Annotated in this window: 23 protein-coding genes and 1 other annotated feature; of the genes, 22 read left to right on the forward strand and 1 reads right to left on the reverse strand. The window is 53.0% G+C overall.

What is annotated here, in order from left to right; all coding sequences use genetic code 11:
- Positions 1–103: 103 nt before the first annotated feature.
- Positions 104–724 carry an HD-GYP domain-containing protein gene (locus M6D81_RS23170; RefSeq protein WP_262679494.1) on the forward strand — a complete coding sequence of 207 codons (621 nt, stop codon included), beginning with the start codon at positions 104–106 and terminating at the stop codon, positions 722–724.
- Positions 725–805: 81 nt separating this feature from the next.
- Here M6D81_RS23170 and M6D81_RS23175 read toward each other — a convergent pair whose 3' ends face one another.
- Positions 806–1,210 (reverse strand): nucleoside triphosphate pyrophosphohydrolase family protein, encoded by a 405-nt coding sequence (locus M6D81_RS23175; protein ID WP_262679495.1) that lies wholly within the window; start codon positions 1,208–1,210, stop codon positions 806–808.
- A 171-nt stretch (positions 1,211–1,381) separates the two neighbouring features.
- On the opposite strand from M6D81_RS23175, the gene M6D81_RS23180 reads away from it, so the two are divergent.
- From M6D81_RS23180 to M6D81_RS23280, 21 genes are all read left to right on the forward strand, one after another.
- Positions 1,382–2,479, forward strand: a complete 1,098-nt coding sequence (locus M6D81_RS23180) for a PIN/TRAM domain-containing protein (RefSeq protein WP_262679496.1) — start codon at positions 1,382–1,384, stop codon at positions 2,477–2,479.
- A gap of 59 nt (positions 2,480–2,538) precedes the next feature.
- The gene (gene ispD / locus M6D81_RS23185) at positions 2,539–3,243 is read left to right on the forward strand and encodes a 2-C-methyl-D-erythritol 4-phosphate cytidylyltransferase (RefSeq protein WP_262679498.1); all 705 of its coding nucleotides are present in this window, start codon (positions 2,539–2,541) and stop codon (positions 3,241–3,243) included.
- Between the two features lies 1 nt (position 3,244).
- On the forward strand, positions 3,245–3,733 hold the full coding sequence (ispF, locus tag M6D81_RS23190) for a 2-C-methyl-D-erythritol 2,4-cyclodiphosphate synthase (protein WP_262679499.1): 489 nt from the start codon (positions 3,245–3,247) through the stop codon (positions 3,731–3,733).
- The gene (gene gltX / locus M6D81_RS23195) at positions 3,730–5,190 is read left to right on the forward strand and encodes a glutamate--tRNA ligase (RefSeq protein WP_262679500.1); all 1,461 of its coding nucleotides are present in this window, start codon (positions 3,730–3,732) and stop codon (positions 5,188–5,190) included. Before ispF ends, gltX begins: the two co-directional genes overlap by 4 nt.
- A gap of 528 nt (positions 5,191–5,718) precedes the next feature.
- Positions 5,719–6,381, forward strand: a complete 663-nt coding sequence (gene cysE / locus M6D81_RS23200) for a serine O-acetyltransferase (RefSeq protein ID WP_262679501.1) — start codon at positions 5,719–5,721, stop codon at positions 6,379–6,381.
- Between the two features lie 4 nt (positions 6,382–6,385).
- On the forward strand, positions 6,386–7,801 hold the full coding sequence (gene cysS, locus M6D81_RS23205; RefSeq protein ID WP_262679502.1) for a cysteine--tRNA ligase: 1,416 nt from the start codon (positions 6,386–6,388) through the stop codon (positions 7,799–7,801).
- Positions 7,798–8,223, forward strand: a complete 426-nt coding sequence (locus M6D81_RS23210; protein WP_262679503.1) for a Mini-ribonuclease 3 — start codon at positions 7,798–7,800, stop codon at positions 8,221–8,223. Before cysS ends, M6D81_RS23210 begins: the two co-directional genes overlap by 4 nt.
- A 65-nt stretch (positions 8,224–8,288) precedes the next feature.
- Positions 8,289–9,059: a 23S rRNA (guanosine(2251)-2'-O)-methyltransferase RlmB gene (gene rlmB, locus M6D81_RS23215; RefSeq protein WP_262679505.1), complete on the forward strand. Its 771-nt coding sequence runs from the start codon at positions 8,289–8,291 to the stop codon at positions 9,057–9,059.
- Between the two features lie 2 nt (positions 9,060–9,061).
- Positions 9,062–9,598, forward strand: coding sequence for an NYN domain-containing protein (locus tag M6D81_RS23220; RefSeq protein ID WP_262679506.1), 537 nt, complete (start codon positions 9,062–9,064; stop codon positions 9,596–9,598).
- A 161-nt stretch (positions 9,599–9,759) separates the two neighbouring features.
- Positions 9,760–10,416, forward strand: a complete 657-nt coding sequence (gene sigH / locus M6D81_RS23225) for an RNA polymerase sporulation sigma factor SigH (protein ID WP_262679507.1) — start codon at positions 9,760–9,762, stop codon at positions 10,414–10,416.
- 362 nt (positions 10,417–10,778) lie between these two features.
- Positions 10,779–10,928, forward strand: a complete 150-nt coding sequence (gene rpmG, locus M6D81_RS23230; protein WP_082967189.1) for a 50S ribosomal protein L33 — start codon at positions 10,779–10,781, stop codon at positions 10,926–10,928.
- Between the two features lie 18 nt (positions 10,929–10,946).
- A complete protein-coding gene (gene secE / locus M6D81_RS23235; protein ID WP_262679508.1) occupies positions 10,947–11,156 on the forward strand; it encodes a preprotein translocase subunit SecE in 210 nt (69 codons plus the stop codon).
- A gap of 23 nt (positions 11,157–11,179) precedes the next feature.
- Positions 11,180–11,713: a transcription termination/antitermination protein NusG gene (gene nusG / locus M6D81_RS23240; RefSeq protein WP_262679510.1), complete on the forward strand. Its 534-nt coding sequence runs from the start codon at positions 11,180–11,182 to the stop codon at positions 11,711–11,713.
- Positions 11,714–11,780: 67 nt separating this feature from the next.
- A complete protein-coding gene (gene rplK / locus M6D81_RS23245) occupies positions 11,781–12,206 on the forward strand; it encodes a 50S ribosomal protein L11 (RefSeq protein ID WP_262679511.1) in 426 nt (141 codons plus the stop codon).
- A gap of 146 nt (positions 12,207–12,352) precedes the next feature.
- A complete protein-coding gene (gene rplA / locus M6D81_RS23250; protein ID WP_262679512.1) occupies positions 12,353–13,045 on the forward strand; it encodes a 50S ribosomal protein L1 in 693 nt (230 codons plus the stop codon).
- A 22-nt stretch (positions 13,046–13,067) separates the two neighbouring features.
- Positions 13,068–13,226, forward strand: a sequence feature (ribosomal protein L10 leader region).
- Between the two features lie 53 nt (positions 13,227–13,279).
- Complete coding sequence (rplJ, locus tag M6D81_RS23255) at positions 13,280–13,783, forward strand: 50S ribosomal protein L10 (protein WP_262679513.1); 504 nt, start codon at positions 13,280–13,282, stop codon at positions 13,781–13,783.
- A gap of 80 nt (positions 13,784–13,863) precedes the next feature.
- The gene (rplL, locus tag M6D81_RS23260) at positions 13,864–14,232 is read left to right on the forward strand and encodes a 50S ribosomal protein L7/L12 (RefSeq protein ID WP_262679514.1); all 369 of its coding nucleotides are present in this window, start codon (positions 13,864–13,866) and stop codon (positions 14,230–14,232) included.
- 116 nt (positions 14,233–14,348) lie between these two features.
- A complete protein-coding gene (locus M6D81_RS23265; RefSeq protein WP_262679515.1) occupies positions 14,349–14,945 on the forward strand; it encodes a class I SAM-dependent methyltransferase in 597 nt (198 codons plus the stop codon).
- Positions 14,946–15,346: 401 nt separating this feature from the next.
- On the forward strand, positions 15,347–18,892 hold the full coding sequence (gene rpoB, locus M6D81_RS23270; protein ID WP_262679516.1) for a DNA-directed RNA polymerase subunit beta: 3,546 nt from the start codon (positions 15,347–15,349) through the stop codon (positions 18,890–18,892).
- 105 nt (positions 18,893–18,997) lie between these two features.
- Entirely contained in the window at positions 18,998–22,627 is a 3,630-nt protein-coding gene (gene rpoC, locus M6D81_RS23275) for a DNA-directed RNA polymerase subunit beta' (protein WP_317259161.1), read from the forward strand.
- Between the two features lie 161 nt (positions 22,628–22,788).
- On the forward strand, positions 22,789–24,030 hold the full coding sequence (locus tag M6D81_RS23280) for an ISL3 family transposase (protein ID WP_262679517.1): 1,242 nt from the start codon (positions 22,789–22,791) through the stop codon (positions 24,028–24,030).
- Positions 24,031–24,070: the final 40 nt, after the last annotated feature.

Consider the following 24,070-nt stretch of genomic DNA (forward strand, 5'->3'; position numbering starts at 1 on the left):
CCTCTTTTGTGAGTTTGGAACTATCCGTTAGTTCATAGTTACTAAAAAACTGCGATAAAATCAAATATTCAGTCTTTGGAGCAGCAGGGAGAGGCAAAACAAGATGATAAGTACGCACGCATACAATGAGCTATTCCGAACCGTGTCGTCCATGGATACCGTAAATTTGATGAACAGTTTAATGCTCAGAGATCCCGTTACGTATCAGCACAGCGTGAGAGTGGCCCTGCTTGCGGAGAAATTTGCCGATCAGCTGAAGCTGACGGAGGCCGGCAGGCGGCAGTTTACAAGAGGGTGCTTTCTTCATGATGTCGGGAAGCTCCTTATTCCTGAGCAGATTTTAATGAAATGCGGTAAGCTGAACAGTTGGGAATGGGGAGAGATGAAGAAGCATACACTGTATGGCGAAGGCCTGCTGTCTCATGAATTTCAATCGGATAGCGAAGTGATGAATATTGTCCGCTATCATCATGAGCGCTATGACGGCTTAGGTTATCCCTATGGACTTGCGGGCGATAACATTCCGCTGCTAGCCAGAGCGTGCAGCATTATCGACGCTTTCGACGCGATGGCTTACGGTCGCGCCTACCAGACCCGAAAGTCGCTGTCCGATATCTGGCATGAACTGGAAAGGAATGCCGGTACGCAATTCGACAGCGATCTCTTGCTGCAGTTCCTTGAAGCGGCTCCTCGGCTGCTGTATTTGTATCCGCATACGAACTGACAAGGAAGAAAGCTTCGCGCCGTAAGGCACGAAGCTTTCTTCCTTGTTCAATTCAAAAAATGCAAAGATTTTTACACTTGCTTATGTCATGTTGAACAGCCCTAACGTGGAGCACTTGTTGTATTCGTCAGATACGACTTCATCCAGTTGAATATTTAGCTGGTTGCATAATGCGGTCATGTAGAACAAATTGCGTCCAAGCTCATTGCGTACGATTTCGTGACAGTGCTCGCACAAGTCGCCGGAGACATGGCTTTTCAACGTTTCCTTGGCATCCTCCAGATTATGTTCGTCGGAATACTGCTGCTTGCGAGCATGCAGCTCAACACATCCGCAATCGGTTACAGCTTTCGTAACGGCGCGATTGACAGCTGCGCTGGATTGACCCAGCTTTGACATGACATCCAATACGCTGCGATGCCGGAGCAGCAGCTCAGATACTTGCTGTTGAAATTGTTCCAATGTTGGAGCATTTTTAGATCCCACCTTATTCACCCGCCTCTAGTGAAGTAATCTCTCTCTTATTATAATGCTACTGCTTCACAATGACAAAAGCAGATTGTTACGACTGAAGAAAAATAGCGACTTTGTTTTTTCGAGCCGCCTACGGTTAATGATCCATGAATTGGAACATAATTGTAATGGAGGTGAACCTAAATGGTTAAACGAATTATTCAGCTTATCGGTTTTTTCGTCGGAGCAATGGCAGGTGCGCAAGCTCATAGTTGGGTGAACGGCTCCAGCTTGTGGACCAGCTCTTCTATCGGGATGCTGCAGCAATCGGGCACTTATTACATGAATGTGGCGGTTGGCGCCCTCTTGGGGATGATTGCCGCTTCACTGGCAGCCGGTCCATTAATCCGATATATGAATAAAGGTGTGGAGCGAACCGCAGCCATGCCGCTGGGTCAGCTTCTGTCGGGAGCTGCGGGCCTGCTTGCCGGGCTATTGCTCGCCGTATTGCTGTATCCCGCTGTGGCGCGTCTGGAAGGCATCGGAAGCGTGCTGCCGGCGGTAATGTTGCTCTGCATGGGTTATGTCGGGCTGCGCATCGGACTTAGCAAGCAGGAAGAGCTGACCGCGGGTGTAGCCGCCTTGCTGGAAAGACAGCGCATCGTACCGGTGACGGAAGAGGCAAAAGGCTACGAAGAGCATAAAATATTGGACACCAGTGTCATTATTGACGGGCGGATCGCAGATATTTGCAAAACGGGTTTTATTGAAGGCACGCTCGTCATCCCGGAGTTCGTCCTGGAGGAACTGCAGCATATTGCGGACTCATCGGATCTGCTGAAGCGGAATCGCGGCAGAAGGGGGCTCGATATTCTGAACAAAATTCAGAAGGAGCTGGATGTGAAGGTACTGATCTATGAAGGAGACTTCGAGGAGATCAGCGAGGTCGACAGCAAGCTGGTGAAGTTGGCCAAGGCGCTTGGAGGCAAGGTCGTCACCAACGACTTCAATCTGAACAAAGTATGCGAGCTGCAGGGCGTATCCGTATTGAATATCAATGATCTGGCCAACGCCGTGAAGCCGGTCGTACTGCCGGGCGAAGAAATCATTGTTCAAGTGATCAAGGACGGCAAGGAGCATGGCCAAGGCGTGGCTTATCTGGACGACGGTACGATGATTGTCGTAGAGGGCGGCCGGGATTACATCGGGACGACGATGGAGGTGCTCGTTACGAGCGTGCTGCAGACTTCCGCGGGCAGAATGATATTCGCCAAGCCAAAGCTGTTGGAAAAAGCGCTGTAACAAGGTATGATAGTACTTATGTACATAATCGCTAAGGGCGCTTAAGGCAGGTTGGAAGCATGGGAGAAAAATGGGGTGTCGTTATAGTGGCTGCCGGCCGCGGCACGCGCATGGGGACGAAGGAAAGCAAACAGTATCTGCAGCTAGGAGACCGGCCAGTGCTCGTCCACACGCTGGAATTGTTCCAGCGACTGGCTATCGTCGACGAAATCGTGCTGGTCGTAGGTCAGGATGATGTTGGCCGGTGCTCGGAGTGGGTCGGCACGTACGGCATGAGCAAAGTAAATGCGATTGTGCCGGGCGGCGGCGAAAGGCAGCACTCCGTTCTGCTCGGCTTGCGCGCCATCGCGTCAGACTGGGTCATGGTGCATGACGGTGTGCGTCCGTTCGTCTCGGAAGCGGCGGTGGAGGGCTGCTGCCGGTCGGCGCAGAGCAGCGGCGCAGCTGTGCTTGCCGTGCCGGTCAAGGATACGATCAAGCAGGTGGATGGAGCGGGGACGATTGTGTCCACGCCGGACCGCAGAAGCTTGTGGGCGATTCAGACGCCGCAAGCTTTTCGTCGTGCAGAGCTTGTAGCCGCCCATGAGCAGGCGGAAGCGGAAGGCTATCTCGGCACCGATGATGCGATGGTGATGGAGCGGGCAGGTGCGCGCGTCATTGTAGCCAAGGGCGAGTATACCAATATAAAGATTACAACGCCGGATGATCTGCCGCTAGCGGAGTTTCTATTGCAGCAGCGCCGGTCGAAGAGGGGAGAAGAGTAACATGATTCGAGTCGGCCAAGGATTCGATGTGCATCAACTGGTTGAAGGTCGTCCATGCATAATCGGCGGCGTAACAATTCCTTATGAGAAAGGGCTGCTCGGCCATTCTGATGCCGATGTGCTCCTTCATGCCGTAACCGATGCGATACTGGGAGCGCTCGGACTGGGCGATATCGGCAAGCACTTCCCGGATACCGACGAGGCCTATAAGGATGCGGATAGCCTGAAGCTGTTGAAGGCCGTATGGGCAATGGCTGGGGAGCGGGGGTATGCGCTGGGCAATCTGGATGCGACCATTATCGCCCAGAAGCCGAAGATGCTTCCTTACATCCCGCAGATGGCGGAGATTATTGCGGGAGCGCTCGGAGCGGAGGTATCGCAAGTGAACGTGAAAGCGACGACTACGGAGAAGCTCGGCTTCGCAGGCAGGGGCGAGGGCATCGCCGCGCAATGCGTATGTCTCATACATAGAGGAGGAAATGAAGGATGACAGCAGAAGTACGGGTAAGATACGCACCGTCACCGACGGGGCATCTTCATATTGGCAATGCCAGAACGGCCTTATTCAATTATTTATTCGCCAGAAATCAAGGCGGTAAATTCATTATTCGCGTCGAGGATACGGATATGAAGCGCAATGTGGAGGGCGGAGAAGAGAACCAGCTTAAATATTTGAAGTGGCTGGGCATCGACTGGGACGAAAGCACGGATATCGGCGGCGGCTACGGACCGTACCGTCAGTCGGAGCGGCTGGATATTTACCGTGAATACTGGCAGGATCTGCTGGACCGCGGCTTGGCTTACCGCTGCTACTGCACGGAAGAAGAGCTGGAAGCGGAGCGGGAGGAGCAGATGGCGCGAGGCGAGACGCCGCGTTATTCCGGCAAGCACCGCGAATTGACGACGGAGCAGCAGCAGGCTTTCGAAGCGGAAGGACGAGTGGCGAGCATTCGCTTCCGGGTGCCGGAAGGACGTACGTACACATTCGACGATATGGTGAAAGGGCCGATTACGTTCGATACGGCGGAGACGGGCGATTTCGTAATTGTGAAGAAGGACGGTATCCCGACTTACAACTTCGCCGTGGTGCTGGACGATCATCTGATGCGCATCAGCCACGTGCTTCGCGGCGAGGACCATATCTCCAATACGCCGCGGCAATTGATGATCTATGAAGCGTTCGGCTGGGATCCGCCAATATTCGCCCATATGACGCTTATTGTCAATGAGCAGAAGAAGAAGCTGAGCAAGCGCGACGAATCCATCATTCAATTTATCGAGCAATATGATCGTCTGGGCTATCTGCCGGAAGCCATGTTCAATTTCATCGCCCTGCTTGGCTGGTCTCCGGAAGGCGAGCAGGAGATGTTCACCCGCGATGAGCTGATTCAGGTGTTCGCTGCCAATCGCCTGAGCAAGAGCCCTGCCGTATTCGATACGAACAAGCTGAGCTGGATGAACAACGAGTACCTGAAGAATGCGGACGTAGCCCGTGTAGTGGATCTCTGCTTGCCGCATCTGCAGGAAGCGGGACGCATTGCCGACGTGTTGGACGAGGCGGGAAGAGAATGGATTACCGCACTCGTGGCGCTGCATCAGGACAAGCTTCGTTGCGCTTCGGATATCGTACCGGTAACGGAGTTGTTCTTCCGCGATTCCGTCGTGGACGAGGCGGAAGCGGCGGAGGTGCTGGCGGAAGAGACGGTTCCCGCTGTCCTAAGTGCCTTCCTGGAACGAATTGAGGCGGACGGAGCTTCGTTCGATGTGGAGGGCATCAAGGCGATGATCAAGGAAGTGCAGAAGGAGACGGGCTGCAAGGGCAAGGCGTTGTTCATGCCGATCCGTGCGGCGTTAACCGGTCAGACGCATGGACCGGATCTCAATCAGTCCATCGTGCTGCTGGGCAAGGAGAAGGTTGCGGCGCGTCTGCGGGAGCGGCTGGCATAACGTATTTGTTGCGGTTGTCTCTTGTCACTCCATGTCGGATTGAGTATACTAGATTTCATTAGAATAGATCGGCTGAGAACAGGAGAAGTACGCCAGGCTACAGGATGCACAGAGAGAACAACCGATATTTCGCGGCTTGCTGTATACAAGCGACGCAGCGGCGGAATGGGGCTGAAAGTTGTATCATCCACGATGGCGGAACATGCACCTGGGAGCTTTGCTCCGATCCGTTGGCGCCGAAGCTGGCACCATCCTTGCATGATCAGGGATGGCGAAGCTTCCGGTGCAACGGGGTAGGCGGCAACGTATTTCCCGCGTTAAGGGAACAGTAGATGCTCGAGTGGCGCAACGGTTCCATGTTGCTGCCGCAATGAGCAAGCAGAGTGGAACCGCGTCAAGCACGCCTCTGCAGCATGTCATCATGCTGCGGAGGTTTTTTCTTTTTTATCACAGTTATGCGGCTGCGGCAGATCTCGAACGATATGAGCAGGCATGGCGGATGACGCATACGCTGGAGGGGGGATTCCTATGTTCAGTCAGTTTCGTTCAGATATTCAGACGGTATTCGAGAACGACCCCGCTGCTCGCAGCAGATTCGAGGTCGTATTCACCTATTCGGGACTTCACGCGATCTGGGCGCACCGCATCGCACACCGGCTGTACCGCGGAGGGTGGTTCACGACGGCACGTATTATATCCCAGGCAAGCCGGTTCATGACGGGAATCGAGATACATCCCGGTGCGACGATCGGGAAGCGGCTATTCATTGATCATGGCATGGGCGTAGTGATTGGGGAGACATGCGAGATTGGAGACGATGTCGTTATCTATCAGGGCGTCACGCTGGGCGGGACGGGCAAGGAGAAGGGGAAGCGGCATCCCACGATTGGCAATAATGTCGTCATCGGCTCCGGTTCGAAGGTATTGGGTTCCTTCAGTGTCGGGGGTAATTCCAATATCGGTTCCAACGCCGTCGTGCTTCGGGAAGTGCCGGACAACTGCACCGTGGTGGGCAATCCCGGACGTGTCGTTCGGCGCAATGGCGAGCGCGTCGGTGATCGTCTGGACCATACGAACTTGCCTGACCCGATTATCGAGATGTTCCGGGCGATGGGCAAAGAGATTGAAGGACTGAAGAAGGAGCTCGCGGATATGCGGGAGCTCCAACAAACAAGCTATAAAGGGGAGTAGCGTTATGAGCATTAAAATATACAATTCCATGTCGCGATCCAAGGAGGAGTTCCGGCCGCAGCAGCCGGGGAAGGCGAGCATCTACGTATGCGGACCGACCGTGTACGATTACATTCACATAGGCAACGCCCGTCCGGCGATTTTCTTCGATGTGGTGCGCCGGTATATGGAATATGCGGGATACGAGGTCCAGTATGTAGTGAACTTTACCGATGTAGACGACAAGCTGATTCGGCGGGCTGCGGAGATAGGCAGCACCGTGCCGGACGTCTCTGCGCGCTTCATCGACGCTTTCCATAGCGATACGGCGGCGCTGGGCGTTCGGGAGGCGAGTCTGAATCCCCGAGTAACGGAACATCTGCCGGAGATTATCGACTTTATTAGCGGACTGGTCGCAGGCGGGCATGCCTATGCCAGCGAAGGGGATGTGTACTTCCGCACGTCGTCCTTCAAGGATTACGGGAAGCTGTCGCATCAGAACATTGAGGAGCTGCAATTCGGCATCCGCGTCGAGGTCGACGATCGCAAGGAGAGTGCCGGCGATTTCGTATTATGGAAGGGTGCGAAGCCCGGCGAGATCAGCTGGGACAGCCCTTGGGGGCCAGGGCGACCGGGCTGGCATATCGAATGCTCGGCGATGGCGCGCAAATATTTGGGTGATACGATAGATATTCACGGCGGCGGAACCGACCTGCAGTTCCCCCATCACGAGTGCGAGGTGGCCCAGTCGGAGTCGCTGACGGGCAAGCCGCTGGCGAATTACTGGATGCATAACGGCTACATTAATATTGACAATGAGAAGATGTCGAAGTCGCTTGGCAATGGCATCACCGTGCACGAGTTGGTGAAGCGCGTGAAGCCGGAAGCGATTCGCTACTTCATGCTGGCGGCGCATTACCGCGGTCCGCTTAATTTCAGCGACGATGCGATCGCGCAAGCGGAGAACAGCGTGGAGAGGATCAATAATTTCGCCGGCAATCTGAAGCACAGGCTGGCGGCCGCTGACCTTGCAGAGGCGCTTGAAGATGGGCAGCATGAGGAGCTGCAGGAGAAAGTTGCTGGAATCGAGCGGTTGTTCCAGGCGAAGATGAACGATGATTTCAATACGCCGGATGCGATTACTGCCCTGTTCGAATTAGTGATGGCAGGGAATCAATATATGCAAGGGAAGAGCGTGGATGCGAGAGGGCTGAGCTTGCTGCAGGATGCGCTGAGATGCATGGATGACGTATTGGGGCTGCTGTACGCGCAGGAAGGCGATGAGCTGCTGGACGAGGAGATCGATCGTCTTATTGAGGAGCGGACGGAAGCGCGCATGGCGAAAAACTGGGCGAGGGCCGATGAAATACGGGATCTGCTGGCAGAGCGCAATATTGTGCTTGAGGATACGCCGCAAGGCATCCGCTGGCGGCGCAAATGATGGTAAATGCGATGAATCCCCTGGCACTTCATGCGTTGCCGAAGAAGACGGGATTAATGAATCCGGTCGCTCTCGCATATATGGGAGATGCGGTGTTCGAGCTGCTGGTCCGCCAATATCTGCTCTCCCTTCCCAACCATAAGTCGCATCATCTGCATCAAGAGGCAACCAAGCTGGTATCGGCGAAGGCGCAGAGGCTATTGCTGGAGCGGGTGCAGCCTTTGCTGACGGAGGAAGAGGCGGATATCGTGCGCAGAGGGCGCAATGCGAAGTCGGGCGCTCCGCCGAAGAACGCTGATCCGGCGGATTACCGGCAAGCGACGGCGCTTGAGTGTCTGGTCGGTTATTTGTACTATGAGGGGCGATTCGACCGCCTGGCGGTATTCATGGACGCCGCGGTAGGCAATGAGGTTGCGGAGTAGCCGATGGGCAGGGCTGCGGTGATAACCGGCACAATTGTCAGGATGAACAATATAGAGGAGGATGTATGATGTCTCGAGGCACTGGCGGCGAGAATGGAAGCGATGAATTGATTGTAGGGAAGCACCCGGTCTTGGAGGCGCTGCGCTCCGGCAGGGAAATCAATAAAATATGGATGGCGGATGGGGCGCAGAAAAATGCAGCGGGTCCTATCGCGGCGGAAGCAAAAAAGCAGGGAATCGTCATTCAGTTCGTGGACAAGCGCAAACTGGACGGCATGGCGCCCGGCTTGGTGCATCAAGGAGTTGTGGCGCAAGCTGCGGCCTTCGCGTACGCCGAAGTGGAGGAACTGCTGGAAGTCGCAAAGCAGCGCGGCGAGACTCCGTTCCTGCTGCTGCTGGATGAAATCGAAGACCCGCATAACCTGGGCTCCATTCTGAGGACGGCGGAGTGCACGGGGGTGCACGGAGTCATTATTCCGAAGCGGCGTTCGGCGGGCTTGACGGCGACGGTGCTGAAGACATCGGCGGGTGCGGCGGAACATGTGGCTGTGGCGAGAGTGACGAATCTGGCGCAGACGATCGACGGACTGAAGGATGCGGGACTATGGATTGCCGGAACGGACGTGGCGGCGTCCGATGAAGTGTACGATATGAAGCTGGATATGCCGCTCGCGGTCGTGATCGGGAATGAGAATAAAGGGATGGGGCGTCTCATTAAGGACAAGTGCGACTTCCTCGTGAAGCTTCCGATGCGCGGACGCCTGAACTCCTTGAATGCTTCTGTTGCCGCCGGCGTGCTGATGTACGAGGTTGTACGGCAGCGCAGGCCTCTCTAGCGATGAACCGCAAGAACGACGTCTTGCTTGTAGACGGCTACAATATGATCGGCGGCTGGCCGGAGCTGGCGAAGCTGAAGGAGAACGATCTGGAAGCGGCGCGGGACAAGCTGCTCGATATGCTCGCGGAATACCAGGGCTTCACGGGCAGGAGCGTGTACGTCATATTCGACGCGCATCAGGTGCCGGGGCTGGGGGCGACGTACAAGCAGCATAAGCTGACAATTCTGTACACGAAGGAGAAGGAGACGGCGGACGAATGTATCGAGCGGCTCTGTACGGAATTGTATGCCAGAAGGAGGCATATCTACGTCGCGACCTCTGATATGATCGAGCAGCATGTCGTATTCGGTCAGGGAGCGCTCCGCTTGTCCGCGCGCGAGCTTCTGACCGAGATCGCCCAGAACAAGCACGGCATTCAGCAGGCTATTCGCGACAACAGGCAGGGCAAACGGAATACGCTGGATGAGAATGTCAGTCTGGATGTGTGGACGAAGCTCGAGATGATGAGGCGCGGCAATAAACCACCGAAGTCTTGAGCGGTTCGCAGCTCTACCACTAAGTTACAAAATTGCTAGAATATCAACAACATTCGAGGGGGCAATCGGTTGACGCTGTAAGGTTTCTTCATGTATACTGACTCTATATTTCAAGGTTATAAATCTAGCGGTGTACGCCTTGCAGGCCGGAGGGATAGTGTGTGAGTATCGACCTCAAAGAATGGAGTACGCTCGAATATGATCGCAGCTTGGACGAAGACATTGTGGAAGCGGTCCGTAATGGCGACAGCATGGCGCTGGAATACCTGATCAACAAGTATAAGAACTTCGTGAGGGCGAAGGCTCGTTCCTACTTTCTGATCGGAGCGGATCGCGAAGATATCGTGCAAGAAGGCATGATCGGGCTGTACAAGGCGATTCGGGACTTCAAGGGAGACAAGCTTGCAAGCTTTAAAGCCTTTGCCGAACTATGCATTACCAGGCAGATTATTACCGCAATCAAGACGGCCACCCGCCAGAAGCATATTCCCCTCAATTCCTACGTTTCGCTGGACAAGCCCATCTACGACGAAGAGTCTGACCGGACGCTGCTGGACGTCATATGCGGCACAAGGGTATCTGATCCTGAAGAGCTTATTATAAATCAGGAAGAGTTCGTCGGTCTGGAAGACAAGATGTCCGAGATTCTCAGCGATCTGGAGCGCAAGGTGCTTATGCTCTACCTGGACGGAAGATCCTATCAGGAGATAGCGGTTGACCTGGACAGGCACGTGAAGTCTATCGACAACGCGCTGCAGCGCGTGAAGCGCAAGCTGGAACGTTATCTTGAAGTGCGGGATATTGGCGGTTCCCTCTAAGGGATCACATTCATTTGTATAGCGTAAAGTGTCTAATCGACAATGGACTGTCTTTTCTGTCTGACGGTTTTCAGGCAGTGAAGAGGGTCCATTGGTTTTAAAAAGGGATATATTCGCCTATACTGATAGAATCCGAGAAGAGGGAGATTTTGTATTGTCCTGAAGCGGAACGGGAATATGCGGATGCGTCCAAAAATTGCACGCCCGAACCGGTTGTTTTGCGTTGACATGAATGGGCCCGTGTGATAAAGTGTTTAGGTAGGCCTGAAATCGAGGTTTTTTTCGTTGTGGGAAAGGCGTCGATGGATAGAAGTTAGAGTTTTACGCAACGCATTTTGCAGCAGTTCGGGAGGTGTATTAAGGTGCGGGTTATCATCACGTTGGCATGTACAAACTGCAAACAGAGAAACTATGCGACCACAAAGAACAAACGCAATCACCCCGACCGCATCGAGTTGAAGAAGTTTTGCAAGTTCTGTAACGAGCAGACTCCTCATCGCGAGACGAGATAGTGAATTGGAGGTGTGACCGTGGCATTTTTGGCGAAACTGAAGCAAGGCTTTGGTACGACGTTCAGCTTTTTTGCCGACAGCTGGGCGGAACTGAAGAAGGTCCGCTGGCCGAATCGCAAGGAGTTGACGAGTTATTCCATCGTCGTATTGTTGACGGTTGTGGCTGTAACGATTTACTTCTGGCTTCTTGACATCGGGATCTCGTCTCTGGTAGAACTGATCGTTTAGAAGGGTCCAAAGGTGGATTGGTAATGGAAAAAAGATGGTACGTCGTGCATACCTATTCCGGGTATGAGAACAAAGTGAAAACGAATCTGGAGCGTCGCGTGGAATCCATGGGCATGGAAGACAAGATCTTCCGGGTGCTCGTTCCGATGGAGGACGAAGTAGTGGAGAAGGACGGCAAGAAGAAAACCGTCCAACGCAAGGTCTACCCCGGCTATGTCCTCGTAGAGATGATTCAGACAGACGATTCCTGGTATGTCGTGCGCAATACGCCTGGCGTTACGGGATTCGTAGGGTCGACGGGCTCCGGCTCGAAGCCGACTCCGTTGCTGCCTGATGAAGTGGAACAGATTCTGAAGCATATGGGCATGGAAGAGCCTAAGCCGAAGATTGAGTTTGAGCTGAAAGAGACGGTTCGCGTCAAGGTAGGTCCTTTCGCAGATTTTGTCGGTTCGGTAGAAGAAATTCTGCTGGACAAGGCGAAGCTGAAGGTCCACGTCAACATGTTCGGCAGAGAAACCCCGCTTGAGCTGGATTACACGCAAGTGGAGAAGATATAATAATCCGGTTTCTCATGAAGCAGGCGCATACCCGGCGCTTGTATAACAGGGTAAGGAGGTGTGAGTCATGGCAAAGAAGGTCATCAAGTTAGTTAAGCTGCAGGTTCCTGCAGGCAAAGCGAATCCGGCGCCTCCAATCGGTCCGGCACTGGGTCAAGCAGGCGTTAACATCATGGCGTTCTGTAAGGAGTTTAACGCGCGTACTGCGGATCAGGCTGGATTGGTCATTCCGGTTGTTCTCACTGTATTCGAGGATCGTTCCTTCACATTCGAGACCAAGACGCCGCCAGCGGCTGTATTGCTTCGCGTAGCAGCGGGAATCGAGAAGGGTTCCGGTGAGCCTAACAAGAAGAAAGTCGCTACTGTGAAGCGTGACAAAGTTCGCGAAATTGCAGAGAGCAAAATGCAAGACCTTAACGCAGCTTCCGTCGAGGCCGCTATGCGTATGGTAGAAGGTACTGCCCGCAGCATGGGTATTACGATTGCTGACTAATCGGCGTTTCTCGTCCGGACGGGACGAGATTACACGCAAGGATGTCGGATGACATCTCGCTAAGCGAAGCGCGGCTTCGCTGGTGGGAGGATCATCTCCTGCATGCAGGAGGATGCTCCGTTTAACCACATAAGGAGGTAAGATCAATGGCAAAACACGGCAAGAAATATGTTGAAGCTGCCAAGCTGATTGACAGCGAAGCAAGCTATGAGCCTTTGGAAGCGATCGAGCTCGTGAAAAAAGGCGCTACAGCAAAGTTCGATGAGTCCGTCGAAGCGGCGGTTCGTCTGGGTGTAGACCCTCGTAAACAAGACCAAGCGGTTCGCGGCGTAGTCGTTCTTCCGCATGGCACAGGCAAGACAAAACGCGTTCTCGTTTTCGCTAAAGGCGAAAAAGTGAAGGAAGCGGAAGCTGCAGGCGCTGACTATGTCGGCGATGCGGACATGATCAACAAAATCCAACAGGGCTGGTTCGAATTCGACGTCTGCGTAGCGACGCCGGACATGATGGCTGAAGTTGGTAAGCTCGGCCGTATCCTCGGCGGTAAAGGCTTGATGCCGAATCCGAAAGCGGGTACTGTAACGTTCGACGTTGCGAAGGCCGTTCAAGAAATTAAAGCAGGTAAGATCGAGTACCGTCTGGATAAAGCGGGTCAAATCCACGCTCCTATCGGCAAGGCTTCGTTCGACGCTGAGAAGCTGAACGAAAACCTGAAAGCTCTGATCGACGCTCTGGTTCGCGCCAAGCCGGCTGCAGCCAAAGGCGTATACCTGAAAAACATTGCCGTTTCTTCCACGATGGGCCCTGGTGTCCGCGTATCCACAGCGACTTATCGCTAAGGATTGCTGAAGAGACGCAGCTAACATTCGAATACGCATACCGTAGACAGTAGGTGCCCATAGGGGCTTAATTTCCTACCGAGGTGTTATGATAAACGTTAACATCAGCCCGGATGATGATCCGGACTGGAACGACATCATGGCCTTCGCTTCGTCTGCGAAGGCCTTTCTCATGCATCGAGGCCGGGAATCGTCTTAGACACGGGATGTAACAATTTACGGGAGGTGTACAGTTTGGCTAACGCTAAGATCATCCAAGAGAAACAGGAAGCAGTGAAGGTCATTGCGGATAAGCTTGCGAGCAGCCCGTCAGCGATCGTTGCCGACTATCGCGGACTGAACGTTGCTCAAGTAACGGAACTGCGCAAGCAGCTTCGTGAAGCGGGCATCGAATTCCAAGTTCTGAAGAACTCGCTCGTTCGCCGCGCAACTGAAGGTACGGAGATGGCGTCTCTGAATGACGTATTGTCCGGACCTACAGCTGTAGCATTCGGTGGAGAAGACGTTGTCGCTCCAGCGAAAATCCTGAACGACTTCGCCAAGAAGAACGAAGCGCTGAAACTGAAAGGCGGCGTTCTGGAAGGTCAAGTTGTCGACGTTGCACAAATCAAGGCTCTTGCAGAGCTTCCTTCTCGCGAAGGCTTGCTCTCCATGCTCCTCAGCGTGCTTCAAGCTCCTATGCGCAACTTCGCGCTTGCGGTTAAAGCCGTTGGAGAGAAGAAAGAAGCTGAAGCTTAAGTTTTATCGCATCTTGTATGCATAACGCATGATCAATTTTTGCAACATCAAACCAATAAACTAATTTCGGAGGTAATACCATGTCTAAAGAGCAAATCTTGGAAGCTATCAAAGGTATGTCCGTTCTTGAACTGAACGATCTTGTTAAAGCAATTGAAGAAGAATTCGGCGTAACTGCTGCAGCTCCTGTTGCAGTTATGGGCGGAGCAGCAGGCGGCGACGCTGGCGCAGCAGCTCAAACTGAGTTCGACGTAATCCTGACAAGCCCTGGCGCTTCCAAAATCAACGTTATCAAAGTCGTTCGCGAAATTACAGGTCTTGGCCTGAAAGAAGCGAAAGAAGTTGTTGACAACGCTCCTAAAGCAATCAAAGAAAAAGTTAGCCAAGAAGAGGCTGACGCTGTTAAAGCTAAGCTTGAAGAAGCTGGCGCTTCCGTAGAAGTGAAGTAATAAAGCTTTGGTATGAAGCTGGCGTGGCGGCTATTGCAGCCGCCGGGCCGACAAACCCCTTGAAACGTAAGGTTTCAAGGGGTTTGTTGCATACTAAAGAGAGGGAGGTATCTGTGATGAGCAATCATTATTATTCCAAAAGCCAAGATGCCGCGCACGAGCGAAAAACGCATCAGACGACACTTAGAGGCAAAATGTTCAAGTTCGTGACAGATTCCGGCGTTTTCTCCAAGACGGGTGTCGACTTCGGCAGCCGTGTATTAATAGAAGCGATGGAATTTCCACGTACCTCTGAGGTGTTGGATGTCGGCTGTGGTTACGGGCCGATTGGACTGGCTGCTGCTACGCTGGCGGACCAAGGGCGTGTCACCATGATTGATATCAATGAAAGAGCGGTGCAACTTGCAACGGAGAATGCAGTTGTGAACGGCATGCAGAATGTGGACGTTCGCCAGAGTGATGTGTATGAAGCTGTACGCGGCATGGAATTTGATGTCATCTTGACGAATCCTCCTATACGCGCAGGCAAAGCGACGGTGCACCGCATATTCGAGGAAGGCTGCGGATTGCTGCGGGACGGCGGCAGCATGTGGGTTGTTATTCAGAAGAAGCAAGGCGCCCCTTCCGCGAAGGAGAAGCTGGAACAATTATTCGGCGATGTAGAAGAGGTCACGAAGGAGAAAGGGTACCGTATATTTCGGGCGACAAAATAGCAGCTGACTGCTCGATTTTCCTTTTGTTGAGCAATGGCGATGAAATGGATGAAAATCCAGATAAAAGATTTGACTTGACTTTTTGGATATGATAATATTATAAAATGTCAGCATAAAATTGCTTGAAATCTCTTTAGTCAACTAAAATGTCAAGTGTGAATTTTCAGCGCGGCATGCATACTTTTGAAGCATTTGACGTATAATGTTTACATTTTGGGCAAAATTACTTGATATGGGCCTGTCGCGCCCGCGCTGCGACTGGTAAGCTGCCGGAACATGCTCTTTTTTCGAACCTATTCGATAAGGGCTTTTATTTATTTTTCTGATAGACGGTTCTCACTGTCTTGACGATAAGCAGTGAGTATCGATGCTGTGAGACAGACATGAGGGGTGAGGTTAAGTTGGCAGGACAACTTGTTCAGTATGGTCGGCGGACGCGGAGAAGCTACGCCCGGATCAAAGAGGTGCTGGAAGTCCCTAACCTGATTGAAATTCAACAAAAATCTTATCAGAAGTTTCTTGATAACGATTTGATTGAATTGTTTCAGGATATTTCTCCGATTACGGACTTCACGGGCAATCTATCACTTGAATTTATCGACTACAGCTTAGGTGAGCCTAAGTATTCAGTCGATGAGTCGAAAGAGCGCGACGTGACGTATGCGGCTCCTTTGCGCGTAAAGGTGCGTTTGATCAACAAGGAGACAGGCGAAGTTAAGGAACAAGAAGTCTTCATGGGCGATTTCCCGTTAATGACGGAGACCGGCACGTTTATTATAAACGGAGCTGAGCGCGTTATTGTCAGCCAATTGGTTCGCTCCCCAAGTGTGTACTTCAGCACGAAGGTTGATAAGAATGCGAAGAAAACCTATACGGCAACTGTCATTCCGAACCGCGGAGCGTGGCTCGAGCTGGAGACGGATGCCAAGGATATCATCTATGTCCGCATCGACCGTACCCGGAAAATTCCTGTAACGGTGCTATTGCGCGCACTGGGCTTTGGCACGGATGCAGAGATTCTGGATTTGCTCGGTCATGACGAATATATTCGCAATACGCTGGACAAGGACAGCACGGATTCCACGGAGAAAGCGCTGATTGAGATTTACGAGCGCTTGCGTCCGGGCGAGCCGCCTACCTTGGATAATGCGAAGAGCTTGCTTGTCGCTCGATTCTTCGATCCGAAGCGTTACGATCTGGCCAATGTGGGCCGTTACAAAATAAACAAAAAGCTTCATATTAAAAACCGGTTGTTCAATCAACGGTTAGCCGAGAATTTGATCGATCCCGCAACGGGCGAAATTATCGCCGAAACGGGCCAAATGATCGATCGCCGATTGCTTGACGAGATACTGGATAAGTTGGAAAGCGACGTGGGCTTCAAGACTTACCATGTAGCTAACGGCGTGCTGGATGCTGATAGTATTCCACTGCAGGGCATAAGTGTATTCTCGCCTCTTGACGAAAATAAAATCATCAAGATTATTGCCAACGGCATTATCGATAAGAGCGTAAAGCATATTACGCCTGCCGATATTATCGCATCCATCAATTATTTCATTAATCTGCTGCACGGAGTGGGCAGCACGGATGACATCGACCATCTGGGCAACCGTCGTCTCCGTTCCGTCGGCGAGCTGTTGCAGAATCAATTCCGCATCGGTTTGTCCCGTATGGAGCGCGTCGTTCGTGAGCGGATGTCGATTCAGGACGCCAATGCGATTACGCCACAAGCGCTGATCAATATTCGTCCCGTTATCGCATCCATTAAGGAGTTCTTCGGTTCGTCCCAGTTGTCCCAGTTCATGGATCAGACGAATCCGCTCGCAGAGCTGACGCACAAGCGTCGTCTGTCCGCGCTGGGACCGGGCGGTCTGACGAGGGAGCGCGCTGGCTTCGAAGTGCGGGACGTCCATCATTCCCACTATGGCCGGATGTGTCCAATCGAGACGCCGGAGGGACCGAACATCGGTCTGATCAACTCCTTGTCTACATTCGCCCGCATTAACGAATATGGCTTCATTGAAGCGCCATATCGCTGGGTAGACCCCAAGACGGGTGTCGTAACGGAGCAGATCGCTTATCTGACAGCCGACGAAGAGGATAACTACGTTATCGCCCAGGCGAATGCCGAGCTGAACGAGGATTCCACGTTCAAGGATGAGCATACGATCGTGCGTTACAACAAGCAAGCGGACAACATCCTGACCATGCCAAGCGATCGAGTGGATTACATGGACGTTTCTCCGAAGCAGGTTGTATCCGTTGCGACTGCGCTTATTCCGTTCCTGGAGAACGATGACTCCAACCGTGCGCTCATGGGCTCCAACATGCAACGGCAAGCCGTTCCGCTGCTTATTCCGAAAGCTCCGTTCGTTGGTACGGGCATGGAGCACAAGGCGGCGAAGGATTCCGGCGTATGTATCGTGTCCAAGTACGATGGCGTCATTGAACGTTCCTCCGCTAATGAAATCTGGCTGCGTCGCGTAGAGACGGTTGACGGCAAACAGGTCACAGGTGATCTGATTAAGCATAAGCTTCACAAGTTCATGCGTTCCAACCAAGGAACTTGCATTAACCAGCGTCCGCTCGTCCGCAAAGGCGATGTGATCAAACGCGGGGATATTCTTGCCGACGGTCCTTCCACAGAGATGGGCGAATTGGCACTGGGACGCAACGTCGTCGTTGCTTTCATGACGTGGGAGGGCTACAACTACGAGGATGCGATCCTGCTCAGCGAGAAGCTGGTGAAGGAAGATGTCTACACATCTATTCATATTGAAGAATACGAGTCCGAGGCGCGCGATACGAAGCTAGGGCCGGAGGAGATTACTCGCGATATTCCTAACGTGGGTGAAGAAGCTCTCCGCAACCTGGATGAGCGCGGCATCATCCGCGTAGGCGCAGAAATTAGCGCCGGCGACATTCTGGTAGGTAAAGTTACGCCGAAGGGTGTGACGGAGCTTACGGCAGAGGAACGCCTGCTGCATGCGATCTTCGGTGAGAAGGCGCGCGAAGTCCGCGATACTTCGCTGCGTGTGCCGCATGGTACGGACGGCATCGTCGTAGATGTTAAAGTATTCACGCGCGAGAACGGCGACGAGCTGCCGCCGGGCGTTAATCAACTGGTTCGCGTCTATCTGGCGCAGAAGCGTAAAATCTCCGAAGGCGATAAGATGGCGGGACGCCATGGTAACAAAGGTGTTATCGCACGCATTATGCCTGAGGAAGATATGCCGTTCCTGCCGGACGGCACACCAGTCGAGGTTGTCCTCAACCCGCTGGGCGTTCCGTCACGGATGAACATCGGTCAGGCGCTTGAAGTTCACCTTGGCATGGCCTGCAAGCATCTCGGTATTCATGCGGCTACGCCGGTATTCGACGGCGCTCGTGAGAACGACGTATTCGACACGATGGAAGAATCCGGCATGCAGCGGAACGGCAAGACGAGACTGTATGACGGGCGCACAGGCGAAGCGTTCGAACGCGAAGTTACAGTAGGCGTCATGTATATGATCAAGCTGGCGCACATGGTTGACGACAAGATCCATGCACGCTCTACCGGCCCTTACTCGCTTGTTACTCAGCAACCGCTGGGCGGTAAAGCGCAGTTCGGCGGTCAGCGCTTCGGCGAGATGGAGGTATGGGCACTGGAGGCGTACGGCGCCGCCTATACGCTGCAAGAGATTCTTACCGTCAAATCGGATGATGTGGTCGGTCGCGTGAAGACGTACGAATCCATCGTCAAGGGAGAGAACGTGCCTGAGCCAGGAGTTCCAGAGTCGTTCAAAGTATTGATCAAGGAGCTTCAAAGCTTGGGTATGGACGTGAAGATCCTGACTGAGAATGAAGAAGAGATCGAGATGAAGGAAATCGACGATGAAGACGAGGCTACCGGCGACAAGCTGAACCTCAATCTGGAAGGCGCAGAAGCAGGAGTAGAATAAGATGTTGGCTGAGCTTCAGTCCGGGTATGCAGCATGCATAGACATCCGGGTTGAAGTTCAGCTTCTGATAAGACATAGTCATACATGACGAAGGAGGGTTGCTCCTTGTTGGACGTGAACAACTTCGAGTATATGAAAATTGGTCTGGCATCGCCGGATAAAATTCGCTCATGGTCCCGCGGAGAGGTCAAAAAACCGGAAACGATCAACTATAGGACGCTGAAACCGGAAAAAGAAGGTCTGTTCTGCGAAAAGATATTCGGTCCTACGAAGGACTGGGAATGTCATTGCGGCAAATATAAGCGTGTCCGTTACAAAGGCGTCGTCTGCGATCGCTGCGGCGTAGAGGTAACTCGCGCGAAGGTGCGTCGCGAGCGCATGGGCCACATTGAACTGGCAGCGCCTGTATCGCATATTTGGTATTTCAAAGGCATTCCTAGCCGCATGGGTCTGGCGCTGGATATGTCTCCCCGCTCACTGGAGGAGATCATTTACTTCGCCTCTTATGTGGTAACGGACCCTGGCGACACGCCGCTGGAGAAGAAGCAGCTGCTGTCGGAGAAGGAATATCGGAGCTATCGCGAGAAGTACGGTTACGGATTCCAGGCCGGTATGGGCGCGGAAGCCGTGAAGAAGCTGCTTCAGGATATCGACGTCGAGCGCGAGCTGGAGATGCTGAAGGAAGAATTGCGCACAGCGCAAGGCCAACGCCGCAATCGTGCGATCAAGCGTCTTGAAGTTGTCGAGGCATTCCGTAATTCGGGCAATTCACCAGACTGGATGATTATGGATGTGCTTCCTGTCATCCCGCCAGAGCTTCGTCCGATGGTTCAGCTTGACGGCGGACGCTTCGCTACGTCCGACTTGAACGATCTCTACCGCCGCGTGATTAACCGCAATAACCGTCTGAAGCGGCTGCTGGATCTGGGAGCGCCCGATATTATCGTTCAGAACGAGAAGCGGATGCTGCAGGAAGCGGTAGATGCGTTGATCGACAACGGCCGCCGTGGCCGTCCCGTTACCGGGCCGGGCAATCGCCCGCTGAAGTCGCTTAGTCACATGCTGAAGGGCAAGCAAGGACGCTTCCGTCAGAACTTGCTCGGCAAGCGTGTCGACTACTCTGGCCGTTCCGTTATCGTCGTCGGACCGAACTTGAAGATCTTCCAGTGTGGACTTCCGAAGGAGATGGCGCTGGAGCTGTTCAAGCCGTTCGTCATGAAGGAACTGGTGAACAAGGGACTGGCTCACAACATTAAGAGCGCGAAGCGCAAAGTTGAGCGGGTTAGCCCGGAAGTATGGGATGTGCTGGAGGAAGTCATCAAAGAGCATCCTGTTCTGCTTAACCGCGCCCCCACATTGCACAGACTGGGCATTCAAGCTTTCGAGCCGATTCTGGTGGAAGGCAAGGCGATCAAGCTTCATCCGCTCGTATGTACGGCTTACAATGCCGACTTCGACGGCGACCAGATGGCGGTGCACGTTCCGCTATCCGCAGAAGCGCAAGCGGAAGCCCGTCTGCTCATGCTTGCATCAGGCAATATCCTGAATCCGAAGGACGGCAAGCCGGTCGTTACACCTTCACAGGATATGGTGCTTGGCAGCTACTATCTGACGATGGACAACAAGGAAGCTCAGGGCAGCGGCTCCATATTCGCCAATGTGAATGAAGCCGTCTCCGCTTATCAGCGGGGCATCGTTTCCCTGCACGCGAGAGTGGTCATCCCTGTCAGCGTGCTGAAGAAAACATGCTTTACAGAAGCACAGCAGAAGTCTCTGCTCATGACGACTGTAGGCAAAATTATTTTCAATGAAATTCTGCCCGAGCAGTTCCCGTATATCAACGAGGCTTCGAAAGAAAACTTGTTGAACGGAACGCCGGATAAATATTTTGTATATGACAAAGGTACGGACCTGCTGAAGGCGATGAACGATCTGCCGGTTGCGGGAGCGGTAGGCAAGGACTATCTCGGCCAAATCATTGCTGAGTGCTTCCGTCAATATCATACGACGCTGACAGCGGTCATTCTCGATCGGATCAAGCAGCTTGGCTTCACTTATTCCACGAAGGCGGGAATTACGATCGGCGTCTCCGACGTTATCGTTCCGAAGGAAAAAGCGGAGATTATGAAGAACTCCGACGAGAAGGTCGCAATGGTCATGAACCAATATCGTCGCGGTCTGATTACGAATGACGAGCGTTACGACCGTATCATTGGCATCTGGAGCAAGTGTAAAGACGAGATTACGGATGTGCTGATGAAGTCGATGGACCGCTATAACAACATCATGCTTATGGTGGATTCCAAGGCGCGGGGTAACAAATCGCAGATTACACAGCTCGGCGGTATGCGCGGTCTGATGGCGAATCCGTCCGGACGTATTATCGAATTGCCAATCAAGTCCAACTTCCGTGAAGGACTGACGGTTCTGGAGTACTTTATCTCCACGCACGGCGCGCGGAAAGGTCTGGCCGATACGGCGCTTCGTACGGCGGACTCCGGTTACCTTACCCGCCGTCTGGTCGACGTCGCACAGGATGTAATCGTGCGCGAGGACGATTGCGGCACGGATAAAGGCTTCACCGTCAGCAAAATTCAAGACGGCAAAGAAGTAATCGAGGATCTGTACGATCGTATCGAAGGACGTTATGCGTTCGAGACGGTCAGACATCCGAAGACTGGCGAAGTTATCGTCAACAAGAGCGAGCTGATTGACTCCAGCAAAGCGGATGAAATTATCGGCGCAGGCGTCGAGAAGCTGCAAATTCGTTCCGTACTGAGCTGCCGGGCTCGTCACGGAGTATGTAAAATCTGTTACGGACGGAATCTGGCGACAGGCAAGCATGTGGAGATCGGGGAAGCGGTTGGCATCATCGCCGCGCAATCGATCGGGGAGCCCGGAACCCAGCTGACGATGCGTACATTCCATACCGGCGGCGTTGCCGGAGACGATATTACGCAAGGTCTTCCGCGTATTCAGGAGCTGTTCGAGGCTCGTAATCCGAAGGGTCAAGCGATCATCACGGAGCTGGATGGCGTCGTGAAGGAGATTCGTGAAGCGAAGGACCGTCGCGAGATCGAGGTGCAAGGCGAAGCCGAGACGAAGGTATACTCTGTCACTTACGGTTCGCGTATCCGTGTAACGGAAGGACAGCACATCGAAGCCGGCGACGAGTTGACCGACGGCTCCATCGATCCGAAGGATATGCTGCGCATTAAAGGCATCCGCGGCGTACAGAACTACATTCTGCAAGAAGTGCAGCGTGTATACCGTAACCAAGGCGTTGAGATCAACGACAAGCACGTCGAGGTTATGATCAAGCAGATGCTACGCAAGATCCGCATCGTAGATGCCGGCGATACGACACTGCTGCCGGGTTCCTTCGTAGACATTCATGAATATGAAGCGGCGAACTCCGAAGCGATCTTCGCCGACAAGGAGCCTGCTGTTGCCAAGCCGGTATTGCTCGGTATTACGAAGGCTTCTCTGGAGACGGACTCCTTCTTGTCTGCGGCATCGTTCCAGGAGACGACTCGTGTCCTGACGGATGCAGCGATCAAGGGCAAGATTGACCAGTTGCTTGGTCTGAAGGAGAATGTCATTATCGGTAAACTGATTCCTGCCGGTACCGGCATGCAGCGTTATCGCAACATCCGGTTCGCAGGTCTGGAGGAAGAGGTTGTTGAGCTGACGGAAGCTGATGAAGTAGCGGAAGAGGCTGTAGCAATCGAATAGCATAGCGGCAATAGCGAGGATGGAGCAGTTGGCTCCATCCTCATTTTTTGGCTCAAAACCGAAATCAGTGCTTGACGAAATAATCCAAGGTTGAAAATGGAAAAACATCTGCTAATCCTGTAATGTTGAAAGTCCTACCAATCAACAAAAGGAATAGACAGATGCAAACCCAGTATATCAATGAACTGCTCAACTTGCCAGAGCTAAAGATTCACCAGATTCTGTCCATTGAATCCGATGAACTTCACATAGAAGCCTTACCACTCAGCGACAGGCAATGCTGTCCATGCTGTGGGTCCGATCAAAACGTCATCCGAAAGGGAAGCAATGACATGCGGACCGTCCGGCATCTTTCCGTATTTGAGAAGAAAACCTATCTGCACGTGCCGTCCATTCGGATGTATTGCACACGTTGCGAAGCTGGTTTTGTTTGGGCGTACGAATTCGTCGGATCCAAGCAGCGCTACAGCAGGCTCTTTCGTTCCCATACCGTCGAACAAGCGCTTGGGTCCACGGCCGCGCATAGCGCTCGGATGCAGCAAGCGCCAGCCAGTACGGTACAGCGCATGCATAATGAGGCGGTTCCGGCTGAGTGCGAGCGGATCTATGAACGCGTCTGGGAAGAAGCGAAAGAAACGGCAGGATTAGTTCTGGGTGTCGACGACTTTGCTATAAAGAAAGGTCATACGTATAACACCGGCATTCACAACCTCAAAGGCGAGACGATGCTGGACTTGCTGCCGGGCAGAAAGCTGGAGGAGCTGCGGGCGTATGCCAAAGAGCACCCGGGATTCCTTCTGCTTAACCCGAAAGCCGTAGTCATGGATTTAGCTCAGGCGTATCACACATGGATCAGCGAGTGTTTTCCGAAAGCGATTCGCATCGCAGATCGATTTCATGTTCACGGTTATGTAATCGAAAGCGTACAGGAGGTTCGCAAAACCGTCCAGCAGACGCTGTCACCGCGGGCGAAGGCCTATCTGAAAGCCAATCATCGCTTGCTGAATCCTCCTGCGGATACATTGAGTGAGGAGAGTAAAAAGCGACTTGAAGCGCTACTGAACTATTCTCCGCTTCTTCGAAGTGTGTGGGATTGGAAAGAAGCGTTCGCGACTTGGTATGACTGCTCACCAAGCTTTGGCGTTGCTAAACTAGGATTTGAACGTTGGTGTAAACAAGGAGATCAAATCGATCACGCCGCCGTCCAAAGCACCCTTAGAACGATGCAAAATTGGAAAGAAGAAATCATGAACTACCATCAATGCCGATGGACAAATGCAACCGTAGAAGGTCGCCATAATCGCATTAAAGCTTTTCAGCGCCGCCATTACTTTACGCGAAATCGCAGTCGCTATAAAGCAGGCATTCTCATCGAATGCAACCGCCATCGGATGTTAGACTAACAGTCAAGCACTGATTATGAGGTTGAGCCCATTTTTTTGC

This window comes from Paenibacillus sp. J5C2022, assembly GCF_025567625.1.
In the GTDB taxonomy this organism is placed as follows: Bacteria; Bacillota; Bacilli; order Paenibacillales; family Paenibacillaceae; genus Pristimantibacillus.

Coding starts and splice junctions, on each gene's coding strand:
- cysE (WP_262679501.1), top strand. CDS start 5,719: ATGTTCAGTCAGTTTCGTTCAGATATTCAGACGGTATTCGAGAACGAC.
- rplK (WP_262679511.1), top strand. CDS start 11,781: ATGGCAAAGAAGGTCATCAAGTTAGTTAAGCTGCAGGTTCCTGCAGGC.
- ispF (WP_262679499.1), top strand. CDS start 3,245: ATGATTCGAGTCGGCCAAGGATTCGATGTGCATCAACTGGTTGAAGGT.
- rplL (WP_262679514.1), top strand. CDS start 13,864: ATGTCTAAAGAGCAAATCTTGGAAGCTATCAAAGGTATGTCCGTTCTT.
- M6D81_RS23210 (WP_262679503.1), top strand. CDS start 7,798: ATGATGGTAAATGCGATGAATCCCCTGGCACTTCATGCGTTGCCGAAG.
- rplA (WP_262679512.1), top strand. CDS start 12,353: ATGGCAAAACACGGCAAGAAATATGTTGAAGCTGCCAAGCTGATTGAC.
- cysS (WP_262679502.1), top strand. CDS start 6,386: ATGAGCATTAAAATATACAATTCCATGTCGCGATCCAAGGAGGAGTTC.
- M6D81_RS23180 (WP_262679496.1), top strand. CDS start 1,382: ATGGTTAAACGAATTATTCAGCTTATCGGTTTTTTCGTCGGAGCAATG.
- M6D81_RS23265 (WP_262679515.1), top strand. CDS start 14,349: ATGAGCAATCATTATTATTCCAAAAGCCAAGATGCCGCGCACGAGCGA.
- gltX (WP_262679500.1), top strand. CDS start 3,730: ATGACAGCAGAAGTACGGGTAAGATACGCACCGTCACCGACGGGGCAT.
- M6D81_RS23280 (WP_262679517.1), top strand. CDS start 22,789: ATGCAAACCCAGTATATCAATGAACTGCTCAACTTGCCAGAGCTAAAG.
- M6D81_RS23170 (WP_262679494.1), top strand. CDS start 104: ATGATAAGTACGCACGCATACAATGAGCTATTCCGAACCGTGTCGTCC.
- M6D81_RS23220 (WP_262679506.1), top strand. CDS start 9,062: ATGAACCGCAAGAACGACGTCTTGCTTGTAGACGGCTACAATATGATC.
- nusG (WP_262679510.1), top strand. CDS start 11,180: ATGGAAAAAAGATGGTACGTCGTGCATACCTATTCCGGGTATGAGAAC.
- ispD (WP_262679498.1), top strand. CDS start 2,539: ATGGGAGAAAAATGGGGTGTCGTTATAGTGGCTGCCGGCCGCGGCACG.
- rlmB (WP_262679505.1), top strand. CDS start 8,289: ATGATGTCTCGAGGCACTGGCGGCGAGAATGGAAGCGATGAATTGATT.